The organism is Thermomonas sp. (assembly GCF_019104945.1).
In the GTDB taxonomy this organism is placed as follows: domain Bacteria; phylum Pseudomonadota; class Gammaproteobacteria; order Xanthomonadales; family Xanthomonadaceae; genus Thermomonas.
In genome coordinates this window covers 1-25,041 of the sequence record NZ_JAHRWW010000021.1, presented here as the reverse complement: position 1 = coordinate 25,041, position 25,041 = coordinate 1, and the positions used below count along the sequence as shown (strand labels likewise).

The following is a 25,041-nucleotide window of genomic DNA, read 5'->3' as shown; positions in this document are numbered from 1 at the left end:
GTTACCGCGTGATGCGCGCACCCTTTACATGTGGAACGCCATTGCTCACATCCGTCCACACCAGCCACGCCATATCTTGCCCAACGGCTAATTTGGGATACCCACTGGCCATTCCCTTAGCCCCCAACTTGGCCACCTCAAGCGTTTGCAGGCGCTTGCTCAAATCCGGTGTATAGCGCGCCAGCATCAGCGTTTGGCCTTCACTTGTTTCGCGCAGCCATGCCACCCAGGCTTGCTGCGTATCTAAACCCATTGCGATACGGCCTAACGTCGCCGCCTCTTTTTCCAGCACCACCGGCGCGCCGAAGCTATCCCCTGCATTGCTGCTATGGGCAAGCTGCAGCAGCGGCGTTCCCCCCGCTTCGCTATACCAGCCCAGCACCACTTGATCGCCCTGCGCTGCCATTGCAGGGCCGGACACCGGGCACGATTCCACCCGCCAGTGGTCGGCATGCACCAGCGTCGGCGCGCTCCACACCGTCCCCTGCAAACGTGCCACGGCGATGTCACGCTCTTCCTCTTCACTGCGATCCCGCCACGCCAGCAGCGGCCCTTTGCTGGTCAGCACGGCAACGCTTTGGCAACAGTCGCAGGTGCGCGCATCTACCACGGCATCTTCACCACGGCTTAAATTTAGGTCGAAGAGATTGGCACGCAGCTGCATGTCCCCCTGCATGTGCATATGCGCCATTTGCGCATGTTCCATCGGCATCTCCGCAGGCTTTTTGGCGCGCCCATCCAGCCAAGCCACACCCAGCGCGTCTTCACCCACCGGCCATAGCGAGGCAAACCCATGCTCGGCCGCGGTGCCGTCACTATTCACCCGCGTGATCTGCTCCCAGCGCATGCCGCCATCTTTCGAGCGCGCCAGCACGACGTCATAACCCGACGGGCTTTCCGGCAGCGTTTGTAGCCACTGCACCCACAGCGCGCCATCGGGCGTGGCCATGATATGTGGCGTATCGGCGGCGTTGGCCAGCAGCGAATTACCCACGGCAATGGTGCGCGGTTGGCTCTGCCAGCCATCTTGCTCGGTATAGGACGCAAATTGCAACACATTGCGACGGCCTTCGGTGCGCTTGACCCAACTCAGCAATACCCGCCCATCGGGGGCGCGTGCCAGATCAGGCGCCAGCGAACCTTGCTCAGCGGGAAGCACCCAAGTTTGCGCACTGTACTGGCCATTGCCGGTAGGCGCAGGTGGCGCATTTTTCTGGCAAGCACTCAAGCCAAGAAGGGTCGAACACAGCAGGAAGGCGATATGTGGTTTCATCCCCGCAGGATACGCCTTCCGCACTGTAAATTTGCAGCCTGCTACGCAGCGCGCTCGCGCCTTGCGCGTTCTAAATGCACCAAGAGTAGTGAAATGGCCGCCGGGGTCACACCAGGGATACGCTGCGCTTGCCCCACGGTTTGCGGGCGCACACGTTGGAATTTTTGCAGCACTTCGGCCGAAAGTCCGCGTACGTTATTGAAATCAAATGTCTCTGGAATACGCGTGGCCTCATGGCGATGCTGACGCGCAATCTCTTCGCGCTGGCGCTCTAAATAACCCGCGTATTTCGTAGCGATTTCAATTTGTTCGATCACCTTGGCATCGCTCACGCCTGGGCCAAGTTCTGGCACCTGCATCAGTCCGGCATAGTCCACTTCGGGCCTGCGCAATAAGTCCAGCACGTTGTTTTCGCGGCTCACTTCCACACCCAGCTGGCGCGCAATCGATGCGCCCAGTGCATTATTCGGTGACGCCCATAACGCACCCAAGCGCGCTGTCTCCGCTGCAATGGTTTCGGTTTTTTGTGAGAACGCTTGCCAGCGCGCATCATCCACTAACCCAAGCGCGCGCCCCATGGGCGTCAGCCGTGCATCGGCGTTGTCTTCGCGCAGCTGCAAGCGATACTCTGCGCGGCTGGTGAACATGCGGTACGGCTCGGAGGTGCCGTGGGTGATGAGATCATCCACCAACACGCCGAGGTAGGCTTCGTCGCGGCGCAAGCTCCATGCTTCTTGTTCCTGCACAAACCGCGCGGCGTTGACGCCCGCCAACAGGCCTTGCGCCGCCGCTTCTTCATAACCGGTTGTGCCGTTGATCTGGCCTGCAAAAAACAGGCCCGATACCGCTTTGGTTTCCAACGTCATCTTCAGCCCGCGCGGGTCAAAGAAGTCGTATTCAATCGCATAGCCGGGGCGAGTGATGTGCGCGCGTTCAAACCCAGGAATGCTGCGCACCACGTCCAACTGCACGTCAAACGGTAGCGACGTGCTCACCCCGTTGGGGTAGATCTCAGTAACGTTCAACCCTTCGGGTTCAACAAAAATTTGGTGCGAATTTTTTTCCGCAAAACGCACTACTTTGTCTTCAATCGACGGGCAGTAACGCGGGCCAATGCCTTCGATCTGGCCCGAATACAGTGGGCTGCGGTGCAACGCGGCACGAATGATTTCGTGGGTGCGCTCGCTGGTATGGGTGATCCAGCAATTCACCTGTTCCGGGTGGTCGGCAAGACGGCCCATATATGAAAATACAGGGCGTGGGGTATCGCCGGGCTGCACTTGCATCACCGAATAATCCAGCGTGCGGCCATCGAGGCGCGGCGGCGTGCCGGTTTTGAGCCGATCCACCACAAAGCGGCCTTCACGCAGCTTGTGCGCAAGCGTCGAAGATGGCGGATCGCCCATGCGTCCGGCGGCGTACTGGGTTTCGCCAATATGAATTTTGCCCGCAAGGAAGGTGCCCGCGGTGAGCACCACCGCCGGAGCGGTGAACCTCAGCCCCGTCTGCGTAATGGCGCCACGCACAGCGTCTTGCTCGATGATTAAATCATCGACCGCCGCTTGGAACACCAATAGATTTTCCTGCGCTTCTACTGCTTTGCGAATGAAGGCGCGGTACAGGCCGCGGTCGGCCTGACAGCGCGTTGCGCGCACCGCAGGGCCTTTCGATGCATTGAGCACGCGCCACTGGATACCCGCTGCATCGGCGGCTTTCGCCATGATGCCGCCCAGCGCGTCAATTTCTTTGACCAGATGGCCTTTACCAATGCCGCCAATGGCTGGGTTGCAGCTCATCGCGCCCACGGTTTCGATGTTGTGGGTGAGCAGCAGCGTGCGCGCACCGGCACGCGCCGAGGCCAGCGCAGCCTCGGTGCCAGCGTGGCCACCACCAATCACAATGACATCAAAGCTAGAAAAAGAATTGCTCATCGGGAAATTATCGCGCGCAATGGGCCTACGCACCACGGGTTGGCACAATGTTTGCTTAATAAAGGCCAGCACTTGGCGTGGCACGCCGCAAGGCGATGGTTGGACTGAACAGGGGCCAATCCTGCGTAGGTCAAGGACGCTATGAGGGCCGACTGTCGGGGGATAGTCGGCCCTCACTCTTTTCTGCACGTTTTTGCAGCTTTTGATGCAGTGTTCCGCGTGCGCGCAAGCGCGCTTCGCAGTGCATCAGCGTCGATGCCTGCGGGACAGGCGGAACAGGGGGGATCCGGAACATCCCAACAGGCACCGACCCGTATAGGGTAACGCGAATTGACGTGATGTGACGTGCTTTTTTTATATCCGGCCGTTAGCGGTTATTCATGTGACGCACACCCCGGTTCAACCTTGATATTGCGCACACTTTTACAAACATCACCATTAGTTATGTCGTGCGTTCGCTGCGCTGCGCTTTGACTTCACGCGGGTCATGCGCGGCTTTGCGCGCCACCATCCACGCAAATAGCGCAATTCCTGCCACCACCAATAACGCGCCCGCCAGCGCCATTCCGCTAGGCCAGCGCTCACCAAAAAATAGGGTGCCCAGCACCATCGCAATAATGACTTCAGAGGCTTGCATGGCTTCCACGGCCCCCAGCGCGGTTGCGTTATCACGCACCATGCCGGTGGCTTGAAAAAATAACACCGTGGCCGCAACACCCGCCACTAGGGCCACAATCAGTGTCATTTCAATTTGTTCAGCCGGGGGCGGCCCCGCCTGCTGCCACGCCCACAACGCCATCGCCAGCCACACCGGATAACTTGCCAGCGTTAGCCCCAGCACGCGCTGTGTGGCATTGAGCGCGATCTTGTTTTTTTCCAGATACACCAGCAGGCCACGGTTGCCCACCGGGTAGGCAAACGCGGCAATCACCACACATAGCAGCGCGATCCAGCCATTTGCGTCCGGCGCGCCTTGGGCGTGGCCGAATTGCATCAATAGCACGCCCGCCACAATGACGAGACCAATCATCAAACCTGCACGCGGAATGCGCGCACGCGCATCGTCGTAGAGCAGCGGCGCACACAGCATGCCCGTGACCACCATCAGCTGAAAGCTACCTGCCACCAGCCAGCCCGGCCCGCTGCTCGCAGCAAAGCTGAGTAGTGCGTAAAACAGCACGAACCCGCACAAGCTCCAGCCAAGCCAGACCAGCGGCGCCGCACGCAGCGCGCGCAGCACCGGCGCAACGCCGCCCTGCCAAGGCATTAGCGGCAGCAGCAAGGGCAGCATAAACAAATAGCGCAGCGATGCCGTCCACGCCCAATGCCCGCCCTGCAGCGCCACCGCGCGATTGAGTACATACGTCGTGGTGAACAGCGCCGCCGACAGCAGCGACAGCGCAATGGCCAACAGAGTTTTTTGATGCGCCGTCATTTGCGCCGACGAATGGGGATACTGGCTACTGGCACCGCCACCAAGTCGGCACCGCCTTCGCGGATTGGCGCGCCGTGTTCTGGTGCCCACGCCATCGCACTGACAATTTCCCACGTTGCGGGCAGCCCTTGCGCCGTGCGGTGCGCTTCATAGGCCGCGCCAGCAGCTTTGAAACGGCCACGCCCAGTGAGCGTTGCACGCCGCGACTGCAGTGCATTGGTGGCGCCCAAATCGCGCAACTCGTGCATCAATGCGGGCATGCTGTCGTAATGGGTCGTCTCTTCATCACGATCCACCACCGGCTGGAAAAACCCAGCGTTGATCAGCGCATCGCCCACACCCGCGGTGTCCACAAACGGGCTGATATGCGGCACTTCATCAGCTTGCGCAAACGCGCCACGCAGCTCCCATAGTGTTTCCGGGCCAAAGGTTGAAAACAGTAGCAGCCCCTGCGGCTTCAGCACGCGACGGAAGCTATTGAGCACGCCTTCTAAATCTTCGACCCATTGCAGGCACAGGTTGGAAAACAGCACATCAACCGTACCTTCTGCCAGTGGAATGCGCCGTGCGTCGGCGCAGATCGGACGCGGCACCTGCACAAACGGGTTCCATGTTTTAGAAGCCGCCTGCGTTTTTTGTAGCATCGGCAGCGCAAGATCCATCGCAATCACTTCGGCTTTCGGCCAGCGTTTTTGCATAAACCGCGTTGCACTTCCGGTACCGCAGCCTAAATCCAATACGCGCTGCGGTGGCTTGCGCGCCAGTGCCGGGTCATCCAGATAATCCAGTGATTCTAAAAGCCGCGCTTCGGCAATTTTTTGCACGTGTGCAACCGCGTCATAGCTCTCCGCCGAACGTGAAAACGCGCGCCGTACTTGCCTAGCATCAAACAATGTTGCACTCATACACTAAAGACTCTTCGTTTTTCTGTAGAAAACCCACCAGCACTTCAGCAACCGCCTGTGCATGGGTTAAAAAAGGCGCGTGCCCAGCGTGTTCGATCTGAACATAGCGCGCATTCGGTGATAACTGCGCCGAGGCCTGCATCGCCTGCGGGTTAACTAGGCGGTCGCGACGTCCTGCAATCCACACACTGGGCACCTGCAGCGCAGGCAAATGCTCGCGCAAATCGCTAGATTCAAGCACCTGCAGCCCTTCTTGCAGCACCCGTGTAGAAGGCTCCCCACGCTCAAGCACCGCATCGCGCAGCAGTTTCAATTCTTCGCGCATTTGATCAGAGCCAAACGCTTCAAGCGCGATAAACCGATCGATCGTGGCGCGCCAATCGCTGCGCAGCCCCGCTTCGAACCCGGTAAAAACATCGCGTGACATGCCTTGTGGCCAATCTTCAGCCAACACAAACTTGGGGGTTGCGCAGAGCATCGCCAGTTTCGATACCTGCTGCGGAGCCAGTAGCGCCGCCTGCAGCGCAATCAAACCACCCAACGACCAACCGCACCACGGTGCTGCCGGTACGGCCCCTAAAATGGCACGCGCGCAATTTTCTGGCGCAAGCGATACGGCGCTACTGCGGCTATGACCATGCCCCGGAAGGTCTACCACGTACAGCGTGCGCTGCGTGGTGAGCTGCGCCACCAGCGGCGCAAAAATACCGCCGTGCATCGCCCAGCCGTGCAGCAGCACCAGTGGCGGGCCTTTTCCTGTAACTTCGATATGCAGCGCATCCACAAGCATTGCCTTATTTCATTTCACTATCGCCCAAGCGGCGTGCGCTTACGCGACGCCAGCCCGCAGATCCAACTGCATAGTGTGCGGTGGCCGCTGCGGCCTGTCGAGCGAAGGCTGCAGGCGACAACCACAACGGCGTAATGTTGGCCGCGCCACACTGTGGCTCTTGGTCATTGATTGAAGAGGCTTTGCCATGGAATCTGCCGCCGCACGTTTGCACCTTGCGCACCCTCAATTACTTCAGCAGCACGGCTTGATTGGCGGGCAATGGCACGCGGCCGATAGTGGAGATCGCTGCGAAGTGTACAACCCCGCCACCGGCGAACTTCTCGGCCATGTTCCCGATATGGGCGCTATTGAAACACGCGCCGCCATTGATGCAGCGCAAGTGGCGTTTCCGGCGTGGGCAAACACACCCGCTAAAGAGCGCGCCCATATTTTGCGCAAGCTGTACCTGCTGATGATGGAGCATCAAGAAGATTTGGCGCGCATTATGACCGCAGAGCAGGGCAAGCCACTGGCCGAATCGCGCGGTGAAATTGCGTATTCGGCAAGCTTTATCGAGTGGTTTGGTGAAGAAGCCAAGCGCATGTACGGCGACACCATCCCCGGCCATGCCGCCGATAAGCGCATTCTCACCTTGCGCCAGCCACTTGGCGTTGTGGCCGCCATTACGCCGTGGAATTTTCCTTCCGCCATGCTTGGCCGCAAGCTTGGTCCGGCGCTGGCCGCAGGCTGCACGGTGGTGTGCAAGCCCGCGCTGCAAACACCGTACTCAGCCCTGGCTATCGGTGTGTTGGCGATGCAAGCAGGCTTGCCTGCAGGCGTGCTCAATATCGTCACTGGTGCCGACGCAGCCGCGATTGGCCACACGATGACGGCCCACCCCAGCGTGCGCAAACTCAGCTTCACCGGCTCAACCTCGGTAGGGAAACAACTGATGGCGCAGTGCGCTGATGGGCTCAAGCGGGTCTCGCTCGAACTTGGCGGCAACGCGCCATTTATCGTGTTTGAAGACGCCGATCTCGACGCCGCCGTAGAAGGCGCCATCGCCAGCAAATTCCGCAACTCCGGGCAAACCTGCGTCTGCGCCAACCGGCTGTATGTACACACCGATGTGTATGACGCATTCGCTGAAAAACTTATCGCAGCGGTGCGCAAGCTGCGCGTGGGCGACGGCTTAGCCGGTGTCACCGATCAAGGTCCATTGATCGATACTAAAGCGCTGCATAAAGTAGAAGCGCACCTTGCCGATGCCATCGAACACGGCGCACGCATCGCCTTAGGCGGCAAGCGCCACGCGTTAGGCGGCACCTTCTTCGAGCCCACGGTTTTGCTTGATGTCGATGCACGCATGCGTATGGCCCATGAAGAAACCTTTGGCCCTATCGCCCCCCTGTTCCGTTTTCATAATGAAGAAGAAGCCATCGACTTGGCGAATGCCACGGAAGCAGGGCTGGCCGGATATTTTTATACGCGCGATTTAAGCCGCGCATTTCGCGTGTCTGAAGCGCTTCAATGCGGCATCGTGGGTGTGAATACCGGCTTGATTTCAACCGAAGTCGCGCCGTTTGGCGGGATCAAACAATCGGGTGTTGGCCGCGAAGGTTCAAAATACGGCCTGTTTGACTACACCGAGCTGAAATACGTGTGCATCGGTGGTATTTAGTACGCGCAGAAATGCACTTCGGCCAAGGCCTGTAACAACCCATCAATTTGCGCTGGTGTATGCGCCGCCGACAGCGTGACCCGCAGCCTTGCGCTGCCTTCTGGCACCGTAGGAGGGCGTATCGCGGCTACCCAGTAACCACGCTGCTCAAGCGCCATCGAGAGCGCGAGTGCTTGCTCATCGCTGCCCACCAGCACCGGCTGGATCGCGGTTGTTGAAGGCAGCAGGGCAAGACCTAACTGCAACGCTCCTGTTGTAAAACGCGTGATATTGGCCTGCAGCTGCACGCGCAGCGCTGCACCAGCATCGCTTTCAATCAATGCAATCGCGGCCTGCGTGGCGGCTGCCTGTGTGGGCGGCAGCGCGGTGGTATAGATGCCGCCGCGCGCGGTTTGCAGCAGGTGCTCAATTAACTCAGCATCACCCACCACCGCCGCACCCGCGCCGCCCAACGCCTTACCAAAGGTAATCAAGCGCAGCTGCACGTCTTGTTCGGTGAGCCCGGCTGCCGCGATACTGCCGCGCCCAGCATCCCCCATCACGCCCGCGCCGTGGGCATCATCCACATACAGCAGCGCGGCCTGCTCGCGCGCCAGTCGCGCCAATGCCGTGAGTGGTGCGCTATCACCATCCATTGAAAACACGCCATCGGTGGCGAGCAGCGTGGCGCCCTCTGCACCACTGCGAAGTTGCCGCGCCGCCGCTTCTACATCTAAATGCGGATAACGCTTCAACGTGCACCCCGCCAAGCGTGCGCCGTCGATCAAACTGGCGTGATTGAGCTTGTCTTGCACGCAGACATCGCCTTTTTCCAGCAACGCCTGCAGCACCGCAAGATTGGCCACATAGCCGCTAGAAAACAACTGCGCGCGCGAGGTCTGCTGCCAGCGTGCCAGCGCGGCTTCCAGCGCAACATGCTCGGCTGTATGCCCACACACCAAATGCGAAGCGCCGCTGCCTGTGCATGCCGCTTCCTTAAAAGCGGCCAGCACGCTTGGGTGCTGGGACAAGCCTAAGTAGTCGTTACTGCAAAAATTCAGCAGCCAGCGGCCATCCACCTCACAGCGCACACCTTGCCGCTGTGAAACGGTTTTCCGAGTTCGTATGCGTTGTGCCGCTAATCGCTGCGCGTGTGAAACCGCGCAACGGTCTTTTAGCAGCCGCTGCATCCGCAGCCGCAGCCGTCTTCCGGCTGGCGCTGGGCCATGGCATCAGCCAGCGTCACCCCACCTGCAGGTGCGCCACTGCTGCAACCGCAGCCGCCACCACCACCGCAACCACCTTCTGCAGGTGCGTTCACAATGGTCAGCGTGGCGGTCTGGCCGCCGCTGCAGCCGCAGCCACCGCTGCTACCGCAACCGCCGTCGTTGCCGACAATGGTCAGGCCGGGGAGATCATTGAGATGGGTTTCTTGAACAGACATGGGACGTAAACCAAGACGCTGGAATAAGGCCCTATCGTACTCTGTATCGGGGTTACCCGTCGTTAACAGCTTTTCGCCGTGAAAGATCGAGTTCGCCCCGGCGGTAAAACACAGCGCCTGTAGCTCATCGCTCATGGTTTCGCGCCCCGCCGACAGCCGCACCATGGATTTCGGCATCAGGATGCGTGCCACCGCAATGGTGCGCACAAACTCAAACGGGTCCAGCGCGGGCGCATTGGCCAGTGGCGTGCCTTTCACCGCCACTAAGCGGTTGATGGGTACCGAATCCGGGTGCGCGGGCAGGTTCGCCAGCGTCACTAATAGGCCTGCGCGCTGTCGCCGCGTTTCACCCATGCCCACAATCCCACCGCAGCACGTCTTCAGCCCGGCATCACGCACATGCTCCAATGTGTCGAAGCGGTCTTGCACGGTACGGGTGTGAATAATCTGGTCGTAATACTCGGGATCGGTATCAAGATTATGGTTGTAGTAATCCAGCCCCGCGTTTTTTAACTCTTTGGCTTGCTCTTCGCTCAACATACCCAGCGTTGCGCAGGTTTCAAGGCCCAGCGCCTTCACCTCGCGGATCATTTCCGCCACTTTTGGCATATCGCGCGGTTTGGGCGAACGCCACGCCGCGCCCATGCAAAACCGCGACGCCCCTGCAGCCTTGGCTTGCTTGGCCTTTTCAACCACCGCATCAATGTCCATCAGCTTGGTGGCCGCCACGCTATCCGGGTGGTGCGAGGATTGCGGGCAATAACCACAGTCTTCTGGGCAGCCTCCGGTTTTCACCGATAGCAACGTGGACACCTGCACTTCGGTCGGGTCGAAATACGCGCGGTGCACGCCTGCTGCGCGAAAGACCAATTCTGTGAACGGAAGCTCGAACAGCGCTTCCACTTCCGCGCGGCTCCAATCGTGGCGCAGCGATGAGGTTTCAACGGGGGTAGAGATGACGGCCGACATGCTGGTTTTCCGACTGACGCGAGGCAATAAAGCATGCAGTCTGAAGCTGCGCCCTCGCTCCGTCAACAAATTACTTATGCGTAAAGTTTACCAGATGCTTTCTAACCCACTTGGCTGGCTGTTTCCGGCACGCTGCCTTGTCTGCGGCAATCCCGGCCAGCTGGGGCAAGACCTTTGCCGCGCCTGCCATACCGCATTGCCATGGCTGGAGCACGCTTGCGAGCGCTGCGCGCTCCCTCTTCCCGAGCACGGCGTATGCGGCGCCTGCCTGCAGCACCCGTCGCCACTCGATGCCGTACACGCCGCGTTCGACTACCGTTTCCCCGTGGATCGCCTACTGCCAAGGCTCAAGTTTCATCGCGACTTTGCCGCAGGTCGCATGCTGAGTCAGTGCGTTGCCGCGCACTTTTCTTCGTTTCCACGCCCCGATGCCCTCGTGCCCTTGCCACTCCACCAACTACGGCTGCGCAGCCGCGGCTATAACCAAGCGCTTGAACTCGCCAAACCTATCGCCAAAGTGCTGCAGATCCCATTGCAGCACGGGCTGCTTGTACGAAGACGCGCTACCGCCGCGCAGTCCACACTGGATGCGCACACCCGACAGCGCAACCTGCGGGGCGCGTTTGCCCTTCATCCCAAAGCCCGCTTGCCCAAGCGCGTAGTGCTGTTTGACGACGTGATGACCACCGGCGCTACACTGCACGCCGCCGCGCAGACCCTGCGACAAGCCGGTGTTCACCATGTTGAGGCTTGGGTCTGTGCGCGCGTGGCTTGATTAAGCCATCACTACTTTGGCGCGCAGCGCAAAATCGAAGGCAATACCTGCAAAGATCGCCATACCCACCCAGTTATTGTGCAAAAAGGCACGAAAACAGGCATCGCGTGCGCGGTCTTTGGCGAGTACAAACTCCCACACCACCAGCGCCAACGCTACGGCCAAGCCTAGCCAGTACCACAGCCCCAGCGCAGCGTCCTTACCGACGAGGGCAAGTGCAAAAAACACGCAGGCATACAGCACCCCTTGCGCCATCAAATCCATATCACCAAACAGCACGGCGGTGGATTTCGAACCCATACGGATATCGTCATCCCGATCCACCATGGCATACCACGTGTCATATGCGGTGGCCCAGAAAATATTGGCGAGATACAGCAGCCAACCCAGTTTCGGCACGCTTCCGGTCAACGCGGCAAACGCCATGGGGATACCCCAACCAAACGACATCCCTAAATACACCTGTGGAAAATAGGTGTAACGCTTCAAATATGGATACGTGGCCGCGAGAAACAGCCCCACAACGCTGAGATAAATCGCCAGCCGGTTCAGGCTTAGCACCAATGCAAACGCCAGCAGCATCAGTACGGCAAACAGCGCCAGCGCCTCGCCCGCACTCACCTCCCCGGTTGCCAAAGGGCGGTGTTTCGTTCGTTCTACACTGCCATCTAGCCAGCGGTCGGCATAGTCATTGATCACGCAGCCTGCCGAGCGCGTCAGCCATACACCCAGACTAAACACGATCAATGGCCAGAGTGGTGGCAAGCCATCTGCCGCTAGCCAAAGCGCCCACCACGTCGGCCATAGCAGCAGCAGCCAGCCGATGGGGCGGTCGCCGCGCATCAGTTTCCAATAGCGCCTCAGACGCAGGCGCCAGTCTGGCTCCAAGGGGGATGTTTCAGTGTTCAAAGACATTCGCTTAGCCTAACAGCAGCACAGCACGCTGTAATCATGCGAGAATAGGCGGCTTAAATGCGCCTGTAGCTCAGCCGGATAGAGTAGTGGCTTCCGAAGCCATTGGTCGGGGGTTCGAATCCCTCCAGGCGCGCCATTCCAAACAAAACGGCCCGCTTGCGCGGGCCGTTTGTCTGTTGCACTACTGCCAATTACGGGGCTGCGGTCACACTCACTGCATCCCACGCAGCCTTGACTGCATTGGTCTGCGCCGAGGTGGCGCCAAACAGATCGGTGGCCGCATTGATGGTGGCCACACGCGCACCCGCATAGTTGGTATTGGCAGTCATGTAGCCAGTTAGCGCCAAATACCAAATCTTCTGCGCATCACCACGACCGATCCCAGCGAGCGACGTATTGCCATTGCACACCAATTGCGCCGGAGTGAGATTGGCCCACGTCCCTTCACCAAAGCCCGCAGGCACCTTGGCACCTTCCGCCAGTAGGTAGAAGAAGTGGTTGGCCACGCCCGAGCTGTAATGCACGTCCAGATTACCCAGCGTTGACTTGTAGCAGTCTGGGGATTGCTTATCCAAGCTCGGCTTGAACATCCAGCGAATCGCGGTTTTCATCGCCGCATTATTGGGGAACAGCGCTTCGCCCATGACGTAATCCGCCGGGTCACTTGCGTTATTGGCGTAGAACTCCACCATGGTGCCAAAAATATCGGACGTGGCTTCGTTCAAACCACCAGACTCGCCCTTATAGATCAAACCGGCCGAACGGCTGGTGACGCCGTGTGACATTTCATGGCCTGCGATATCCAGTGCCACCAGCGGCAGAATACTTGCGCCGTTATCGCCGTCGCCAAAGGTCATGCAGAAGCAACCGTCGCTCCAGAACGCATTTTGATAATTGCGGCCATAATGCACGCGGCTAATCGCGCCAGCACCATTATTGGCAATGCCGTTGCGGCCATGCACCAGCTTGTAATAATCCCACGTTACCGAAACGCCATAGGCGGCGTCGGCTGCCACGGTCTGTGCATTGTTCAGTAGGTTGTTACCCCAAATGTTGGTGCTGCCGGTAAAAACTGTTCCCATGCCTGTGGTCATCATCGCCATGTTATGTACGGCGCCGTTGCCACGGGTGGTATCCACCAAACGGTAGCTGGTGCCGCACTTGCTGGTGTCGAGAGTGACATTGCCTTCGGTCAGGCTCTTACCAGTGCCCACCGCAGGTGTGCAGCTGGCGCTCCCTGCACCGCCGGGACCGGGCTTGGCCGTATGCACGCTATCCCAAGAATTCAATACTTGGCCTGATGTTGCATCAACGAAGTAGTGCATTTCAGTTGGGGTTTGGTCGGCCTTGATGCCGTTGAAGGTCACCTCATGCGCGAGCACCGGGCTCTTACCCAATGCATAGACCACCATACGTGATGACGGAGCACCAAAAAACTTGCTACCGAAGCGCGCGCCAGCCTCCACAATAGCCCGATCCGAAGAGAACTTCGCACGCAGAGCAGGGCGCACGGCACTGGATAACGTCTGGCTGGTGCCAGACAGGCGGCCATTCCGTGAATGCATCACCACATCACCGCCAATGACCGGCAGGCCATTGAATGTGCGGTCATAGCGCACATGCTCGACACCGTTCGGGCCCACAACGGCATCACGTGCGACAAACGCATCACCCGAAGCGCGATGCACTTTAGCCGCATTCTGAGTGATCAACGTGTTGGCGCGCGCCATCACCGCCGACTTCAAAGGTGTTGCAGCTTCTGCAGGCGCCGCAGCAACAGCTAGGGCAGAAGCAATGGCGAGACAGAGCAAACTAGCTTGTACTTTCATGGCACTTTCTCCGTTGTGATCGATCCCGACAGCATTGCCGTGCCGGATAAGGGTGGGTTTGTGCCCCTGCGGGCGATTTGGATACCTTGTGCCGCAGCCGGAAGCGTGCGGGGACGCACCGGCTGCTTTAACTCAGCGTTATCAAAATAAGACACGCGCAATTGCAAGCCGCGCGGCGAATAACCAATAAACACGGCGTCAAAGCCGGGAATGACGGCCTGTTTATATGCAACAGCAATTTTTTCGTTTTCAATTTCCAGCAAGATGCCTAAGCTCTCTGTTTGAGCAAGAGCTGTGTTGTACTCCTGCAGCACCTGCTTACAGCGCTGGAAGAACGCTAATTCCTGATGCTTCCCACGCAGGGTTTTGGCAAAAAATTGACGGTAGTAATACATCGGTTGACGCAGGCGCGGAATCACCTTGATGATGGCCGTACCTACGCCACAGAGCTTGCCTTCGCCATCGCGTGCAACGCAGACAACCTGTTGAACACGCTGCTTGGCTGCGGCCTCGTCTGCAATGGCGCCCGTGTCTCGCCAAAAATCAATTAGCTCTTTCGCCAGCTCTGGTGTCACGGCACGCCAGACGGGAATAAACTCGGCGCTCATTTTTTTGCGCCCTTGGCATTGGCCTGCTGCGGCGCGAGTGCTTCCACCAGCTTCAGGTATTCTGCAAACTCCAATTTGGCATTGGCGTTAGCATCAAACCGCGCGAAGGGAGGGGCATTTTTCCCCGCATTTTTAATCAGCACCAAATTGCCGTATTCGGTGGCATCAATGCCTCCGTCATGGTTCGCATCCAAGATGCTGAACTGACGGCGCAGCGCCATCTGTGTGCGCGCCAACTGCTGTGCGTGCTCCCAACCTGCCTTAAATTCCGTTTCCGAAAGTTGGCCGTCGCTGTTTTTATCCCACGCTTTAAACAGCATCTCAGACGAGTCTTCTGCTGCCTGCGCCGTTGGAGCCGACTTCGCCTTTGTTTGCGCATGGCCTGTTTGCCAAACACCAAGGGCCAGCACGCTCATAACAAGGAACTTGTTCATACCTTGGCCGCCTCCGTCTGAATTTCCGATTCAAACGTAATCAAATCGCGAATCTCATTGGTGCGCAGGCCGATCATCATCGGATTCTTCACATTCGGCAGGAAGGCAATATCAAAAATTTCACCCATATCGCCATCGAAGCGGATCCAGTTCAACACATCGCCATTGGTCAGCGAAATGATCTGCACACCGCACCATGGCTCGGCATCGCGCTGCTTCAACTCATCATCGAGCTGCAGCCCTTCAAAGCGTTGATTACGCGGCTTCGACAAACCCACTGCCGCCACATTGCCGATGATCGACAAGCCACGCGCAAAACCCGGCACAAAGGCATGTGGGACGAAGGATTTCGTTTCGAAATCCACCCAGCCCAGCTGGCCGGTGCCTGCATTCAACACCCACAGCTTGCCGCTATGCCAACGCGGCGAATGCGGCATCGACAACCCTTCGCAGACGATCTCGTCCGTTTCGACATCGATCACCACACCACCATCGCGGCGACGCTCGCGCCAGCCATCGACGCTATCACTCTTGCATACCGCAGTGACGTACTTCGGCTCGCCATCCACCATCGCCAACCCATTCAAGTGACAACGGTCTTCTGGCGCCAGCTTGCTGATGAATTTCGGTTTCCAAACCGCTTTGAAGCTATGTGTTTGGCTAAGCTCAGCTAAGCAGGAATACTTGGTGTTGACGAACACCACCTTACCGTTCTTACGCACCCCAAGTTCGTGAATATCAAGATCGCCGATGGTCTGCGCATTGCGCGGCACATAGCACTTGTCGAACTGCCCGTGGATCACCTCGTTCGGGCGCAACACGTTTTCAAACCGCCATAGCTGGTACAAGCCGCCTAGGTAGATCCGCTGCGCGTTGCCTACCACGCCCATCGCACGCTCAAAGATGCGCTCAAAAAAAGACAGCCGCCCCTTCTGGTCGCTGCCCACGAGATAAATACGGCCACTCTGATACGAGGTAATGGCCAGCGACAGCCGGTGCTGACCAAGCCAACCCGCAAGCCCTCGCGAGCAACTCTTTTCTACTTTTAATTTGGTGATGTCGCGTGGAGCGTTGGCTTGTTTTGCCGCATCTGCCGACGGCTCCGCCGCTGCCGCCTCTTGTGCCTGCGCAGGAGTTTCTGCAACGGGTTTGCCAACTGCATCCAGCCCTGTTTCAAGCGGCGCAGCTTCACGCGCCGCATTGGTATCAAGAATGGTCGATTCGGTTACATCATTGTTTGGGGTGTTTTCAGATACCACGGTCTTGCCTCCGCCGCTGGGACTAGTCCACCGGAACACGTTCTCTCCGGCCTACAACCCCCAGCAAGCTCTGGATGAAACCGCACGCGACTGCGTGCGGCTTTGGTGAAGGAGCGGCGGTGCTACAGATTGGCATCGCGCCCCGAATTACGATTTACCAGGAGTAGCGAATATTGGCCTGTCCGCCGACAACGCTCTTATACGCGCCGCCGTCCATCCAGTTCACCCCTAGATCCAGACCAAAACCGCCCTTCTGAATGCCAAGGCCCAGCTCGGCCAGCGCGCTGGTGCCCTTGCTGCTGGTGTGGCCATAGAACACATCCGCCACGGTGTACGAGCTCTTGCCTACGAACTCGCGCACCGCACTCACCGCGCCGTACGGGGTGAAGCGCACCCCACCCGACTCGATGGCTTTGTTGAAGGCAAGACCCGCACGCCCCTGCGAGGACGTTGCGCCATGCGCGTCGAAGTTCGCCAGCGTGCCGTGGAAGCTATTGATGCCGTCTACCTTGGTGTAGGTGTACTGCAACTGCGGCACAAGGTTGAACCCGCCCACCTGCCACGTATAACCGGCTTCGAGGCTAGTGGCATGGGCGTTGGCGCAGCTATCCATCACACCGGCGGCCGAGGTGGCACGCAGATCCGAGGTCATCCAACGGCTCGACAGATCCACATACAGGCCGGTCGGGTTGTACCACGAAGCGTACAAGCCCACCGTGGTGCCATCGAAGCGGTTCTCACCTGCGCCTGCCGTGAGGCGCTGGCGGCTGGTGGCCTTGCCCAACACCACGCCTGCGTGCAGATGGCTGTACAGGTTCGCATTGATGCCGAACTCATTACCCCAGGTGCGCTGGTTGAAGCCGAAGTTGCCCGCCTGACCGAAGTTGCCCGCGGTGTTGGTTAGGGCCATGTCGCCATCGTTCGAGTAGAAGCGAACGAAGCCGCTCATCACCTTGTCGGCATCCCCGTAAGGGTTGGCACCGAGGCGCTGACGGAAGGTGCCCACCTGCGCATTGAGCGCTGCAGCAGCGCCGCTCGCAGCCGATGCCGACAAGGTGCCGGTATCGTTCAGGCCTGCCACATCCAGCGCCACCGCAAACAAGTCATCGCTGCCATTGGTGGCGTCGAGCGTGCTCTTGGTCACCACCTTCAGATCCATGAAGTTCGACGGCGAATAACCGATAAGCGTGCCACCTACGAAGTTCCCGGCCGCCGAGGTGCCTTCCACATGCGCAAAGGTCACTGCTTGAGTGGTCATGCTGATGGGCATCTGGGTGATGACTACATTCACCGTCTGCACCGCACCGGCCGCCATATCCCCATTGACGAACAGCAGGTCGCTGGCGTTATTGGCAAGGTCGAGGTCGATCGCGATCTGCCCCGTGCCGCTCATATTGCCTTCAATGGTCAACGCATCATTGGTATCACCGTCTTGGAAGTCGATGATGCCGTTATTGACGAACGGCGTGGCGTTGAGCGCTGGCACCAAGGTGACACCCGGGCCCGTCCCCATATGGATCAGGTTGCCCGCACCCAGTACTTCGATCAAACCGCTGTTGGTGAACGTGTTATCGCCTGCACCCAGCGTCAGGCTGCCGCCTGCCAAACGAATGGTGCCACCGGCCGCGTTGGTGATGCTGTCATTGCCATCGCCAAAATCGGTGCTGGTGGTGCTACCGATATCCCATAGGCCGCCGGAGAGGTTGTTGAAGGCGTCGTCGCCGCCACCTAGCGTCACGGAGCCATTGACCGTACCGGCGTTATTGATGGTTTCAACCGAATCACCACTGACAACCGCATAGGCAACCGTACCATCTGCACCAATAACACCACTGCCCAAGTTGTTCAGTGTATTGGTGCCGTACACATTCTCAAACAGTATTGCGGCATTGGCCAAGCCACCCGATGCGTGAATCTTGCCCGCGTTATTGACAGTCACATCACCGTTATACGTCGCCGTGTGGATACCCATTGCGGCCGATCCACCCGAAGCTTCGATATCACCATTGGCCGCATTATTGACCACGACATCGCCATAGAAGCTATAAGCGAACACGCCGCGAGCAAGCCCGTAGTCGGAGGTGGCAGAGACGTCACCCGAGTTGGTGATCGCCACATTGCCATCGTTCTCCGATTTCGCGTACAGGCCAAAGCTATGCACATAACCATGAGCGGTGACGTTACCGCCGTTCTTCAGGGTAATGTCACCGCCACTGAAGGTCAGCGCCGAGATACCCGCTGCCGTTCCTGGAGTGTAGGGGTCGCCGGTATAGGCGGCCGAATCTACCGTGACATTCCCGGTATTGATGATGGTGGCATTGCCCATGCTTGCACGGGTCTGGATCGCATAAGCCATGTACTGACTGGATACGTCTAGATCACCGGTATTCAAGATATAGCTATCGCCATGCGGATCCATCACGCTACCTGCAATGGCTTGCAGCCCCACTGCAATACCAAAGTCACTGTGAATGGAAAGATCGCCCGAATTCTTCAGTGTGGCATTGCCGCCACCAGCAAAGAAACTGCCCGTCTGCGCCGCCAAGCCAATCATGGCATCGGTGTAGGACAGCATTTTGATGTCACCGGTATTGACGAGGTTGACATCGCCTTCGTTGGTGTAAGCAAACACCCCATACGAACGGCCACCCGCATAGATCGTAATATCGCCGCTGTTTTCCACGGTGACATCACCATATTTGCGGTTGGCACTGATACCCATAGCCTTGCCAAATCCTGCATAGCTGGCTTCTAGCAAAATGTCGCCAGAGTTCTGCACAATCGTCGTGCCGGGTACGTAATACCCGTCCGTGCTTGGTTGATCATTGGCGCTGATACCAAAGGCTTCGCCGTAAATAGTCCCAGCGGTGATATCGCCGCTGTTGATCACGTTAAGGTCTTGCCCCGCCAGCGCACTAATCCCTCCAACCGTTCCGCCAATGCTCAGTGCAGTAATTTCGCTGGCATTGCTCAGGTTGACATCACCATAGGCCGAGCGCGCATCGATGCCGGTGGCGCTGCCCACAATAGAGTAATAGCCGTATGCATCCGCTACGACCGCACCCGGTGCGGTGACATAAATACTGCCTCCACTATTGCTAACGGTCGTCCCCGACTTCGAGCTTGCCGCGATACCCGTGGCATAGACGCGGCTATTGACGACGATCGCACCGCTATTGGCGGCCTGCGCATAATCGCCACGCGCCAAGATTCCAAATGCCGTGTTGCCCGGATAACTATCCGTCCCCGATGTGGCGGTGATATCTCCGCTGTTGACGACCGTTGCCGTGCCGTTGTCTGCGCGGGCAAATACACCCACACCCGTGTCGTTGCCACTGGTGGCATCGATAGAACCGCTGTTACCGATACTGACATCACCTTGCTGGGCATTGGCAAAAATACCCGATGCCTGGCCATAGGCATAGCCTTCAATGGTTCCCGCATTGCTGATGCTGACATCACCTTGCGTAGCAACACCCAAGATGCCAAACCCGCTGCGCGCCCAAGAATAGAAGCCAATGCTTGCGTCTTCTTTATTGGCAACCACCAAGTCACCCGTACCTGCCTGCGCATAGATGCCGAATGCGTATTGCAGGCTATGCGCGTAAAGCTCACCACCATTGACCACGGTAACATCACCAAAACCCTTGGCTTCGATGGCTTTCGCGTAATAGCCACTCGCAGCGATTACCGAACCATAGTTACCAACGGCAGCATCACCATAGCCGGCGAACGCAGTAATACCGGTGGCCACATAGCCGCTCGTTGCATCATTGCTAACGGTAATGTCGCCGTTATTGATCGCCGTGGCATTACCCGCAAACGAGAGCGCCATTGCGCCGTAAACGCTGCCACCGATAACGCCGTCAAAGAACACCCCATTGCCCGACGTTACGGTAATCGTCCCGCTGGTGCTGACTCCGGCGTTGGCGTCTGCCGAAACGACAATGCCGTTTGCCCCCGTACCACTGCGCACATATTGCTCAACCGTAATATCGCCACTGTTGCTAACAACCGCCGTACCACCGATCCCACTGGACGCCACCTCAATACCACTACCACCAAAAATCGTATCTACCGCAATGTTGCCGCTGTTGGTGACGGAAATCGCAGCACCTTCACCCCCTGTCGTGGCGTGAATACCGGTGGCCACTTGGGTGCCGTAGAACAAGTAATAACCGGGGTAGCTGGTGTCATCGACACTCAGCCCACTACCGGCCGTGATATCGCCACTGTTGTTGATAACGATATTGCCGTAAGACTGCGCTTCGATGCCGAAGGCATAGCCGCCATCGACGGCGATAGCACCCGTATTGGTAACCTGCGTTCCGCCTTCGCCACTGGTGGCGTAGATGCCAAAACCCTTACCCCCCGCATAACCACCAATGATGCCCGAACTATCTTCAAGCTGCAGCCACGGCGTGGCTACCGACGTAATTGCGCCGTCGTTGGATACGATGGCTGTTTCTGCCCCCTGTGCTTCGATACCGGCAGACCAATAGGCACCAATCGTTTTAATGGCACCCGCATTTTCAACGGCCACATTGGCACCGCTTGCGAAAATGCCGTCGGCCAACCCGTTGTACGATTCGACGTATAGATCGCCGGTGTTGGCGATATGCACATCGCCGTTGAGCGAATAGCCATAAATCGCAATTGCGCTGGAGCCCGGCGAATTGGCCACGACGTAGCCGGAGTTCTCAATCTCGACATTGCCATACACGCTATAGCCATTCAGGCCTTTCGCCTCACCCTGTCGCGAATAGGCGGCGATCGACCCGCTGTTGGTGATGGATGCGTTGTAGGTAAGTGCGTAGCTCACGATGCCATCGGCGCGACCGTAAATCGATGCGACAAGAATATCGCCCGTATTGCTAACGCTCGCGTTCCCACCCGCACTGGTGGCCACTAGGCCATCGGCATAACCGTTTCGTGTGCTGACCGCGACATAGCCACCATTGACGATGGTGGCATCGCCTTCGTAGGCATTGGCGCGCACACCTGCGCCATCAACCACTGCGAACACTTGGATATTGCTGATGTCAGTAGTGGTGACAGTAGCGCCGTAATAGCCGCCTGCCCTGACACCAAATGCGTAAATACCATCTGCAACAACGCCACCGCTATTGGTCACCTCTGCGGTTTTACCCGTTGCCAAGATGCCATAGGCCACATTGTTGTAAGAGAACGCATCAACGGTGCCGCTATTGGTGACACTGACATCGCCTTGGCTGGACGATGCACGAATACCCAGTGCCGCCCCGTTATACGAATAGACATCAATCGTGCCGCTATTATCGACCGTAACCGAGCCTTCACCAGATCGGGCAAATGCGCCGTATGCCGTCTCAACGGCTTTGACATTCACGATGCCAGAGTTGTCAATAGTTGCATCGCCATAGTCGGCACGCGCAAACAAACCCGCACCTGCGCTGCCGCCGCTGGTGACATCCACCGTGCCGCTGTTATTGATGGAGGCATTTCCCGCCATCGCCACCGCGAACGCACCGCTTGACTGCCCATACGCGTAACCATGCACCATCCCGGCGTTGTCGATGCTGACATCACCCTGAGTAGCGATACCAAGTACACCGAAACCACTGCCGCCATAAGCAAAGAACTTGATCTCTCCATCGGCTTGGTTGGTGACGACAACATCACCCGTTCCCGACGAGGCGTAAATACCGTAAGCTTTGCCTTCGCCATAGGCATAGATGTAACCGCTGTTATTAACCGTTGCGCCACTGAAGCCCTGCGCATTGATACCGGTGGAAGCCTCTAGGCGCGCAATGGTGTAGATCGAGCCACTGTTATCCACCGTCGCGCTGCCATAGCCCGCGAAAGCCACGATCCCGGTGGCACCGTAATACTTCATGGCATTTGTTCCGGCCATGACATCGCCGGAGTTGGTGACAGTAACATCACCCGCAAACGAGGCCGCAGAAAGGCCCGTGGCCGCACCACGCGACATCGAGGTAATCGCGCCGCTATTGTCGATTGACGCATCACCATCGGCCGAAACCGTGATGCCATAGGCGCCAGTGCCGTACTTCATCGCTTGGGTGACGTATAGGTCACCACTGTTGCTGACATGCGCCTGCCCGCCCTCACCGCTGGCAACAGCAGAAATACCAACGCCGTTATACGTCCCTTGGGCGGTGATATTGCCGTTGTTCTCGACATTAACCACCGCACCAGTTCCACCACTTACTGCATTGATGCCCGTTGCGTAGAACGTGCCTTGATAATGGACGTTGTAGGCGCCACCACCCACATCAACGTATTCGCTGGTTTGCCCAGTACCCGAAACAATATCGCCGTTATTGGTCACGGTGATGCTGCCGTACGACTGCACCTGAATACCAGTGGTTTTGCCGCCGGTAACGGCGATATCGCCGCTATTGTCGATGTTGGTCTGTGCTTCACCGGCCGTGACATAAATACCAAAGCCCGTGCCGCCTTTGCTTTCGCTGACGATAGTGCCTTCTTCATCCACCAGTTGATCGAAGGGATCGGCCGTGGCGGTGATGTCACCCGTATTGGTGACGGTTACCGCACCCGTTCCTTGCGCTTCGATCCCTGTGGCCCATGTGCTGCCAGTGACATCAATCGTCCCGCTGGTGTTGACGTCGACATCGGCACCATAGGCAAAAATGCCATCAGCCAGACCATCGCTGGAATATGCAGTGATATCGCCCGCGTTGTGCACACGGACATCGCCCGCGCCGTGATAGCTGTAGGCATAGATACCAATGGCCATGCCGTACTCAGACTGCGCGTCCAAAGCGCCGCCTGCTTGATTCGTAATATCGACGCCCCCTGCCGAGGAATAGCCGCCCAAGGCGATTGCGTCATACGCACCAAGGGCAATTTCGGTAACCGGATCGGCGTTATCAATGGTGATATCACCCACATCGGTTACGGTACCTGCCGTAGCAACAGGCGGCAGATTGACGCTGAGCGGGACCGCACCGCTCGGGATGATGGTTAAGTCGAACACCGGAGCGAAATCAATCGCTGCTTGCTGAAGCTGAAGGGCATAAGGGATAGAAACGCGCTGCGGCGCGGCGCTGGCTTGCCCTGTAGCCCCTAGCGCCAAGGTCATGGCCGACACGGCAAGTACGGAGCGTACCGCGCGCGTCATAGGAGCTACTTTGATGATGCGTGAAAAACGTGCCTTCCGTGCCTGACCCACACTCCGGTTGTCGCTCATGTACCCTCCCTATGTTTTAAATACAGAAATCTTTTGCAATCATCACGGTAGTGACAGATTGCTCAGATTTCACCCCTTGCTGAATAGCAGCAAACTGCACATTGCATGCGTTCGCGAACCGTTCAGTTATCACGCATGATTAGTTTCCCTGTCAACTAGTTTGTTCGACATCACATAATTTCATGGCCGGTGCCTCCCCTTCCTTACGTGTATCCCCTACCCGCACCCCAAAACTCGCACCGGCACGCGGGTTCTGGAATAATGAACAACTCGACGGCCGATTTTGGCCACCACATAAGCGGGTGCAACGTGCAGACACACGACCAATCATTTCTTAAGCGGTTCTCCGCACTGATCGTCTTTCTTGTCTTGGTGGCGCTGGGGCTGCTTTTGTTTGCCCGCCACCTCAATAGCAAAGTGACCTACCCGGCCGACGCCTCCACCCAACAAGCGATCGCCGATCGCATTGCCCCGGTAGGCGCCGTCTATGCCGGCGCCACTGGCGCTGCCGCACAAGCCGCAGCGGCGGAAGCTGCATCCAAGTCGCAGGCGTCTAACGTGCCGTTTGAAGGCCGCACCGATGGCGCTGAAATCTTCAATAAAGGCCCCTGCACCGGCTGCCACACCGCTGGTGTCGCTGGTGCACCCAAGCTTGACGGCGCAGGTATCGGTGCGCGCGCCTCTGCACAGGGCGTAGAAGAGCTGATTAAGAAGGCCACCGAAGGCTTCACCGGCACCACCGGCACCATGCCGCCGAAGGGTGGTAACCCGGCGCTCACCGACGACCAGATGAAGGCCGTGGTGGAGTGGATGGTGTCGCAGAGCAAGTAATTTTGCCGCTACAACCTTCTTACAAGCGCCGCCGTTGGGCGGCGTTTGTGTGTGTGGCGTTAGGAATAACGCTGATTTGACGCCTCTTCCAGCATCATCCTAATATGACTGACGTGAGTTCTACATTTTCTATTTCCGGCCCCGCTGGCGTGATCGAAGCCGCGTTTGACGCGGCGGAAAGCATGCCCCAGTCGGTGCTTGCCGTGATCTGCCACCCACTGCCCACCGGCGGCGGCACCATGCACAACAAAGTTGTGACCATGCTGGCACGGGCATTGCGTGAATCCGGGGTGGACACACTACGCTTCAACTTTCGTGGCGTTGGCGGGTCTGCAGGGCAGTTTGATAACGGCGTTGGTGAGCTAGACGATCTACGCGCCGTGGTTGCCTATGCACGCGCTCAGTATCCTGGCAAAACACTTTGGCTTGCGGGCTTTAGCTTTGGCGCGTGGGTGTCGCTTCGTCTGTGCGAAGAATTGCACGCACAAGCCCTCATTAGCATTGCGCCGCCCGTTGGTAGAAGCTGGGATTTTGGCGGCTTCGCACTTCCCAGCGTGCCGTGGCTGGTGGTGCAGGGCGACGCCGATGAGATCGTGGACGCACACGATGTCTATGCGTGGATCGATACGCTGCCGCAACCACCGCAGCTGGTGCGTTTGCCCGAAACAAGCCACTTCTTCCATCGCAAGCTCATGGATCTTCGGCAGATCGTGCAGCACGAAATTCGCGCGTGGCTACCGCAACCTGCAACCGCATGAATAATTCATCTCCTTCCACGCGCTATGCAG

Annotated in this window: 17 protein-coding genes and 1 tRNA gene; 5 read left to right on the top strand and 13 right to left on the bottom strand. The window is 58.2% G+C overall.

Annotated features, from left to right (window positions below; translation table 11 throughout):
• Position 1: 1 nt before the first annotated feature.
• From KUL77_RS06175 to bioH, 5 genes are all read right to left on the bottom strand, one after another.
• Complete coding sequence (locus tag KUL77_RS06175; RefSeq protein ID WP_297144557.1) at positions 2 to 1,273, bottom strand: sialidase family protein; 1,272 nt, start codon at positions 1,271 to 1,273, stop codon at positions 2 to 4.
• Between the two features lie 41 nt (positions 1,274 to 1,314).
• Positions 1,315 to 3,204 (bottom strand): tRNA uridine-5-carboxymethylaminomethyl(34) synthesis enzyme MnmG, encoded by a 1,890-nt coding sequence (gene mnmG / locus KUL77_RS06170; RefSeq protein ID WP_297144553.1) that lies wholly within the window; start codon positions 3,202 to 3,204, stop codon positions 1,315 to 1,317.
• A 442-nt stretch (positions 3,205 to 3,646) separates the two neighbouring features.
• Positions 3,647 to 4,639, bottom strand: a complete 993-nt coding sequence (locus KUL77_RS06165) for a multidrug resistance efflux transporter family protein (protein WP_297144551.1) — start codon at positions 4,637 to 4,639, stop codon at positions 3,647 to 3,649.
• Positions 4,636 to 5,544, bottom strand: coding sequence for a malonyl-ACP O-methyltransferase BioC (gene bioC / locus KUL77_RS06160; RefSeq protein ID WP_297144548.1), 909 nt, complete (start codon positions 5,542 to 5,544; stop codon positions 4,636 to 4,638). The genes KUL77_RS06165 and bioC overlap by 4 nt, the downstream gene beginning before the upstream one ends.
• Positions 5,525 to 6,319 carry a pimeloyl-ACP methyl ester esterase BioH gene (gene bioH, locus KUL77_RS06155; protein ID WP_297144586.1) on the bottom strand — a complete coding sequence of 265 codons (795 nt, stop codon included), beginning with the start codon at positions 6,317 to 6,319 and terminating at the stop codon, positions 5,525 to 5,527. Before bioH ends, bioC begins: the two co-directional genes overlap by 20 nt.
• Before the next feature lie 202 nt (positions 6,320 to 6,521).
• On the opposite strand from bioH, the gene KUL77_RS06150 reads away from it, so the two are divergent.
• A complete protein-coding gene (locus KUL77_RS06150; protein WP_297144547.1) occupies positions 6,522 to 7,997 on the top strand; it encodes an NAD-dependent succinate-semialdehyde dehydrogenase in 1,476 nt (491 codons plus the stop codon).
• Here KUL77_RS06150 and bioF read toward each other — a convergent pair.
• Both bioF and bioB read right to left on the bottom strand, forming a co-directional pair.
• On the bottom strand, positions 7,994 to 9,166 hold the full coding sequence (gene bioF, locus KUL77_RS06145) for an 8-amino-7-oxononanoate synthase (protein WP_297144544.1): 1,173 nt from the start codon (positions 9,164 to 9,166) through the stop codon (positions 7,994 to 7,996). The two genes, KUL77_RS06150 and bioF, sit on opposite strands and share 4 nt — an antisense overlap.
• Positions 9,151 to 10,389, bottom strand: coding sequence for a biotin synthase BioB (gene bioB, locus KUL77_RS06140; RefSeq protein WP_343231540.1), 1,239 nt, complete (start codon positions 10,387 to 10,389; stop codon positions 9,151 to 9,153). The genes bioF and bioB overlap by 16 nt, the downstream gene beginning before the upstream one ends.
• A gap of 76 nt (positions 10,390 to 10,465) precedes the next feature.
• On the opposite strand from bioB, the gene KUL77_RS06135 reads away from it, so the two are divergent.
• Complete coding sequence (locus KUL77_RS06135; protein ID WP_297144541.1) at positions 10,466 to 11,164, top strand: ComF family protein; 699 nt, start codon at positions 10,466 to 10,468, stop codon at positions 11,162 to 11,164.
• On the opposite strand, the gene ubiA is transcribed toward KUL77_RS06135, so the two are convergent.
• Positions 11,165 to 12,079: a 4-hydroxybenzoate octaprenyltransferase gene (gene ubiA, locus KUL77_RS06130; protein ID WP_297144539.1), complete on the bottom strand. Its 915-nt coding sequence runs from the start codon at positions 12,077 to 12,079 to the stop codon at positions 11,165 to 11,167. It lies immediately after the preceding gene.
• 59 nt (positions 12,080 to 12,138) lie between these two features.
• On the opposite strand from ubiA, the gene KUL77_RS06125 reads away from it, so the two are divergent.
• A tRNA-Arg gene (locus KUL77_RS06125) sits at positions 12,139 to 12,215 on the top strand.
• A gap of 55 nt (positions 12,216 to 12,270) precedes the next feature.
• Here KUL77_RS06125 and KUL77_RS06120 read toward each other — a convergent pair.
• From KUL77_RS06120 to KUL77_RS06100, 5 genes are all read right to left on the bottom strand, one after another.
• Positions 12,271 to 13,908 carry a M4 family metallopeptidase gene (locus tag KUL77_RS06120; RefSeq protein WP_297144537.1) on the bottom strand — a complete coding sequence of 546 codons (1,638 nt, stop codon included), beginning with the start codon at positions 13,906 to 13,908 and terminating at the stop codon, positions 12,271 to 12,273.
• Positions 13,905 to 14,516, bottom strand: a complete 612-nt coding sequence (locus tag KUL77_RS06115) for a hypothetical protein (protein ID WP_297144534.1) — start codon at positions 14,514 to 14,516, stop codon at positions 13,905 to 13,907. Before KUL77_RS06115 ends, KUL77_RS06120 begins: the two co-directional genes overlap by 4 nt.
• A complete protein-coding gene (locus KUL77_RS06110; RefSeq protein ID WP_297144532.1) occupies positions 14,513 to 14,950 on the bottom strand; it encodes a hypothetical protein in 438 nt (145 codons plus the stop codon). Before KUL77_RS06110 ends, KUL77_RS06115 begins: the two co-directional genes overlap by 4 nt.
• Entirely contained in the window at positions 14,947 to 16,248 is a 1,302-nt protein-coding gene (locus KUL77_RS06105) for a TIGR03032 family protein (protein WP_297144530.1), read from the bottom strand. Before KUL77_RS06105 ends, KUL77_RS06110 begins: the two co-directional genes overlap by 4 nt.
• 115 nt (positions 16,249 to 16,363) lie before the next feature.
• Positions 16,364 to 23,422 carry a hypothetical protein gene (locus tag KUL77_RS06100; RefSeq protein ID WP_297144527.1) on the bottom strand — a complete coding sequence of 2,353 codons (7,059 nt, stop codon included), beginning with the start codon at positions 23,420 to 23,422 and terminating at the stop codon, positions 16,364 to 16,366.
• A 309-nt stretch (positions 23,423 to 23,731) separates the two neighbouring features.
• On the opposite strand from KUL77_RS06100, the gene KUL77_RS06095 reads away from it, so the two are divergent.
• Together KUL77_RS06095 and KUL77_RS06090 are read left to right on the top strand one after the other, a co-directional pair.
• A complete protein-coding gene (locus KUL77_RS06095; RefSeq protein ID WP_343231541.1) occupies positions 23,732 to 24,253 on the top strand; it encodes a c-type cytochrome in 522 nt (173 codons plus the stop codon).
• 104 nt (positions 24,254 to 24,357) lie between these two features.
• On the top strand, positions 24,358 to 25,011 hold the full coding sequence (locus tag KUL77_RS06090) for an alpha/beta fold hydrolase (RefSeq protein WP_297144521.1): 654 nt from the start codon (positions 24,358 to 24,360) through the stop codon (positions 25,009 to 25,011).
• Positions 25,012 to 25,041 lie beyond the last annotated feature (30 nt).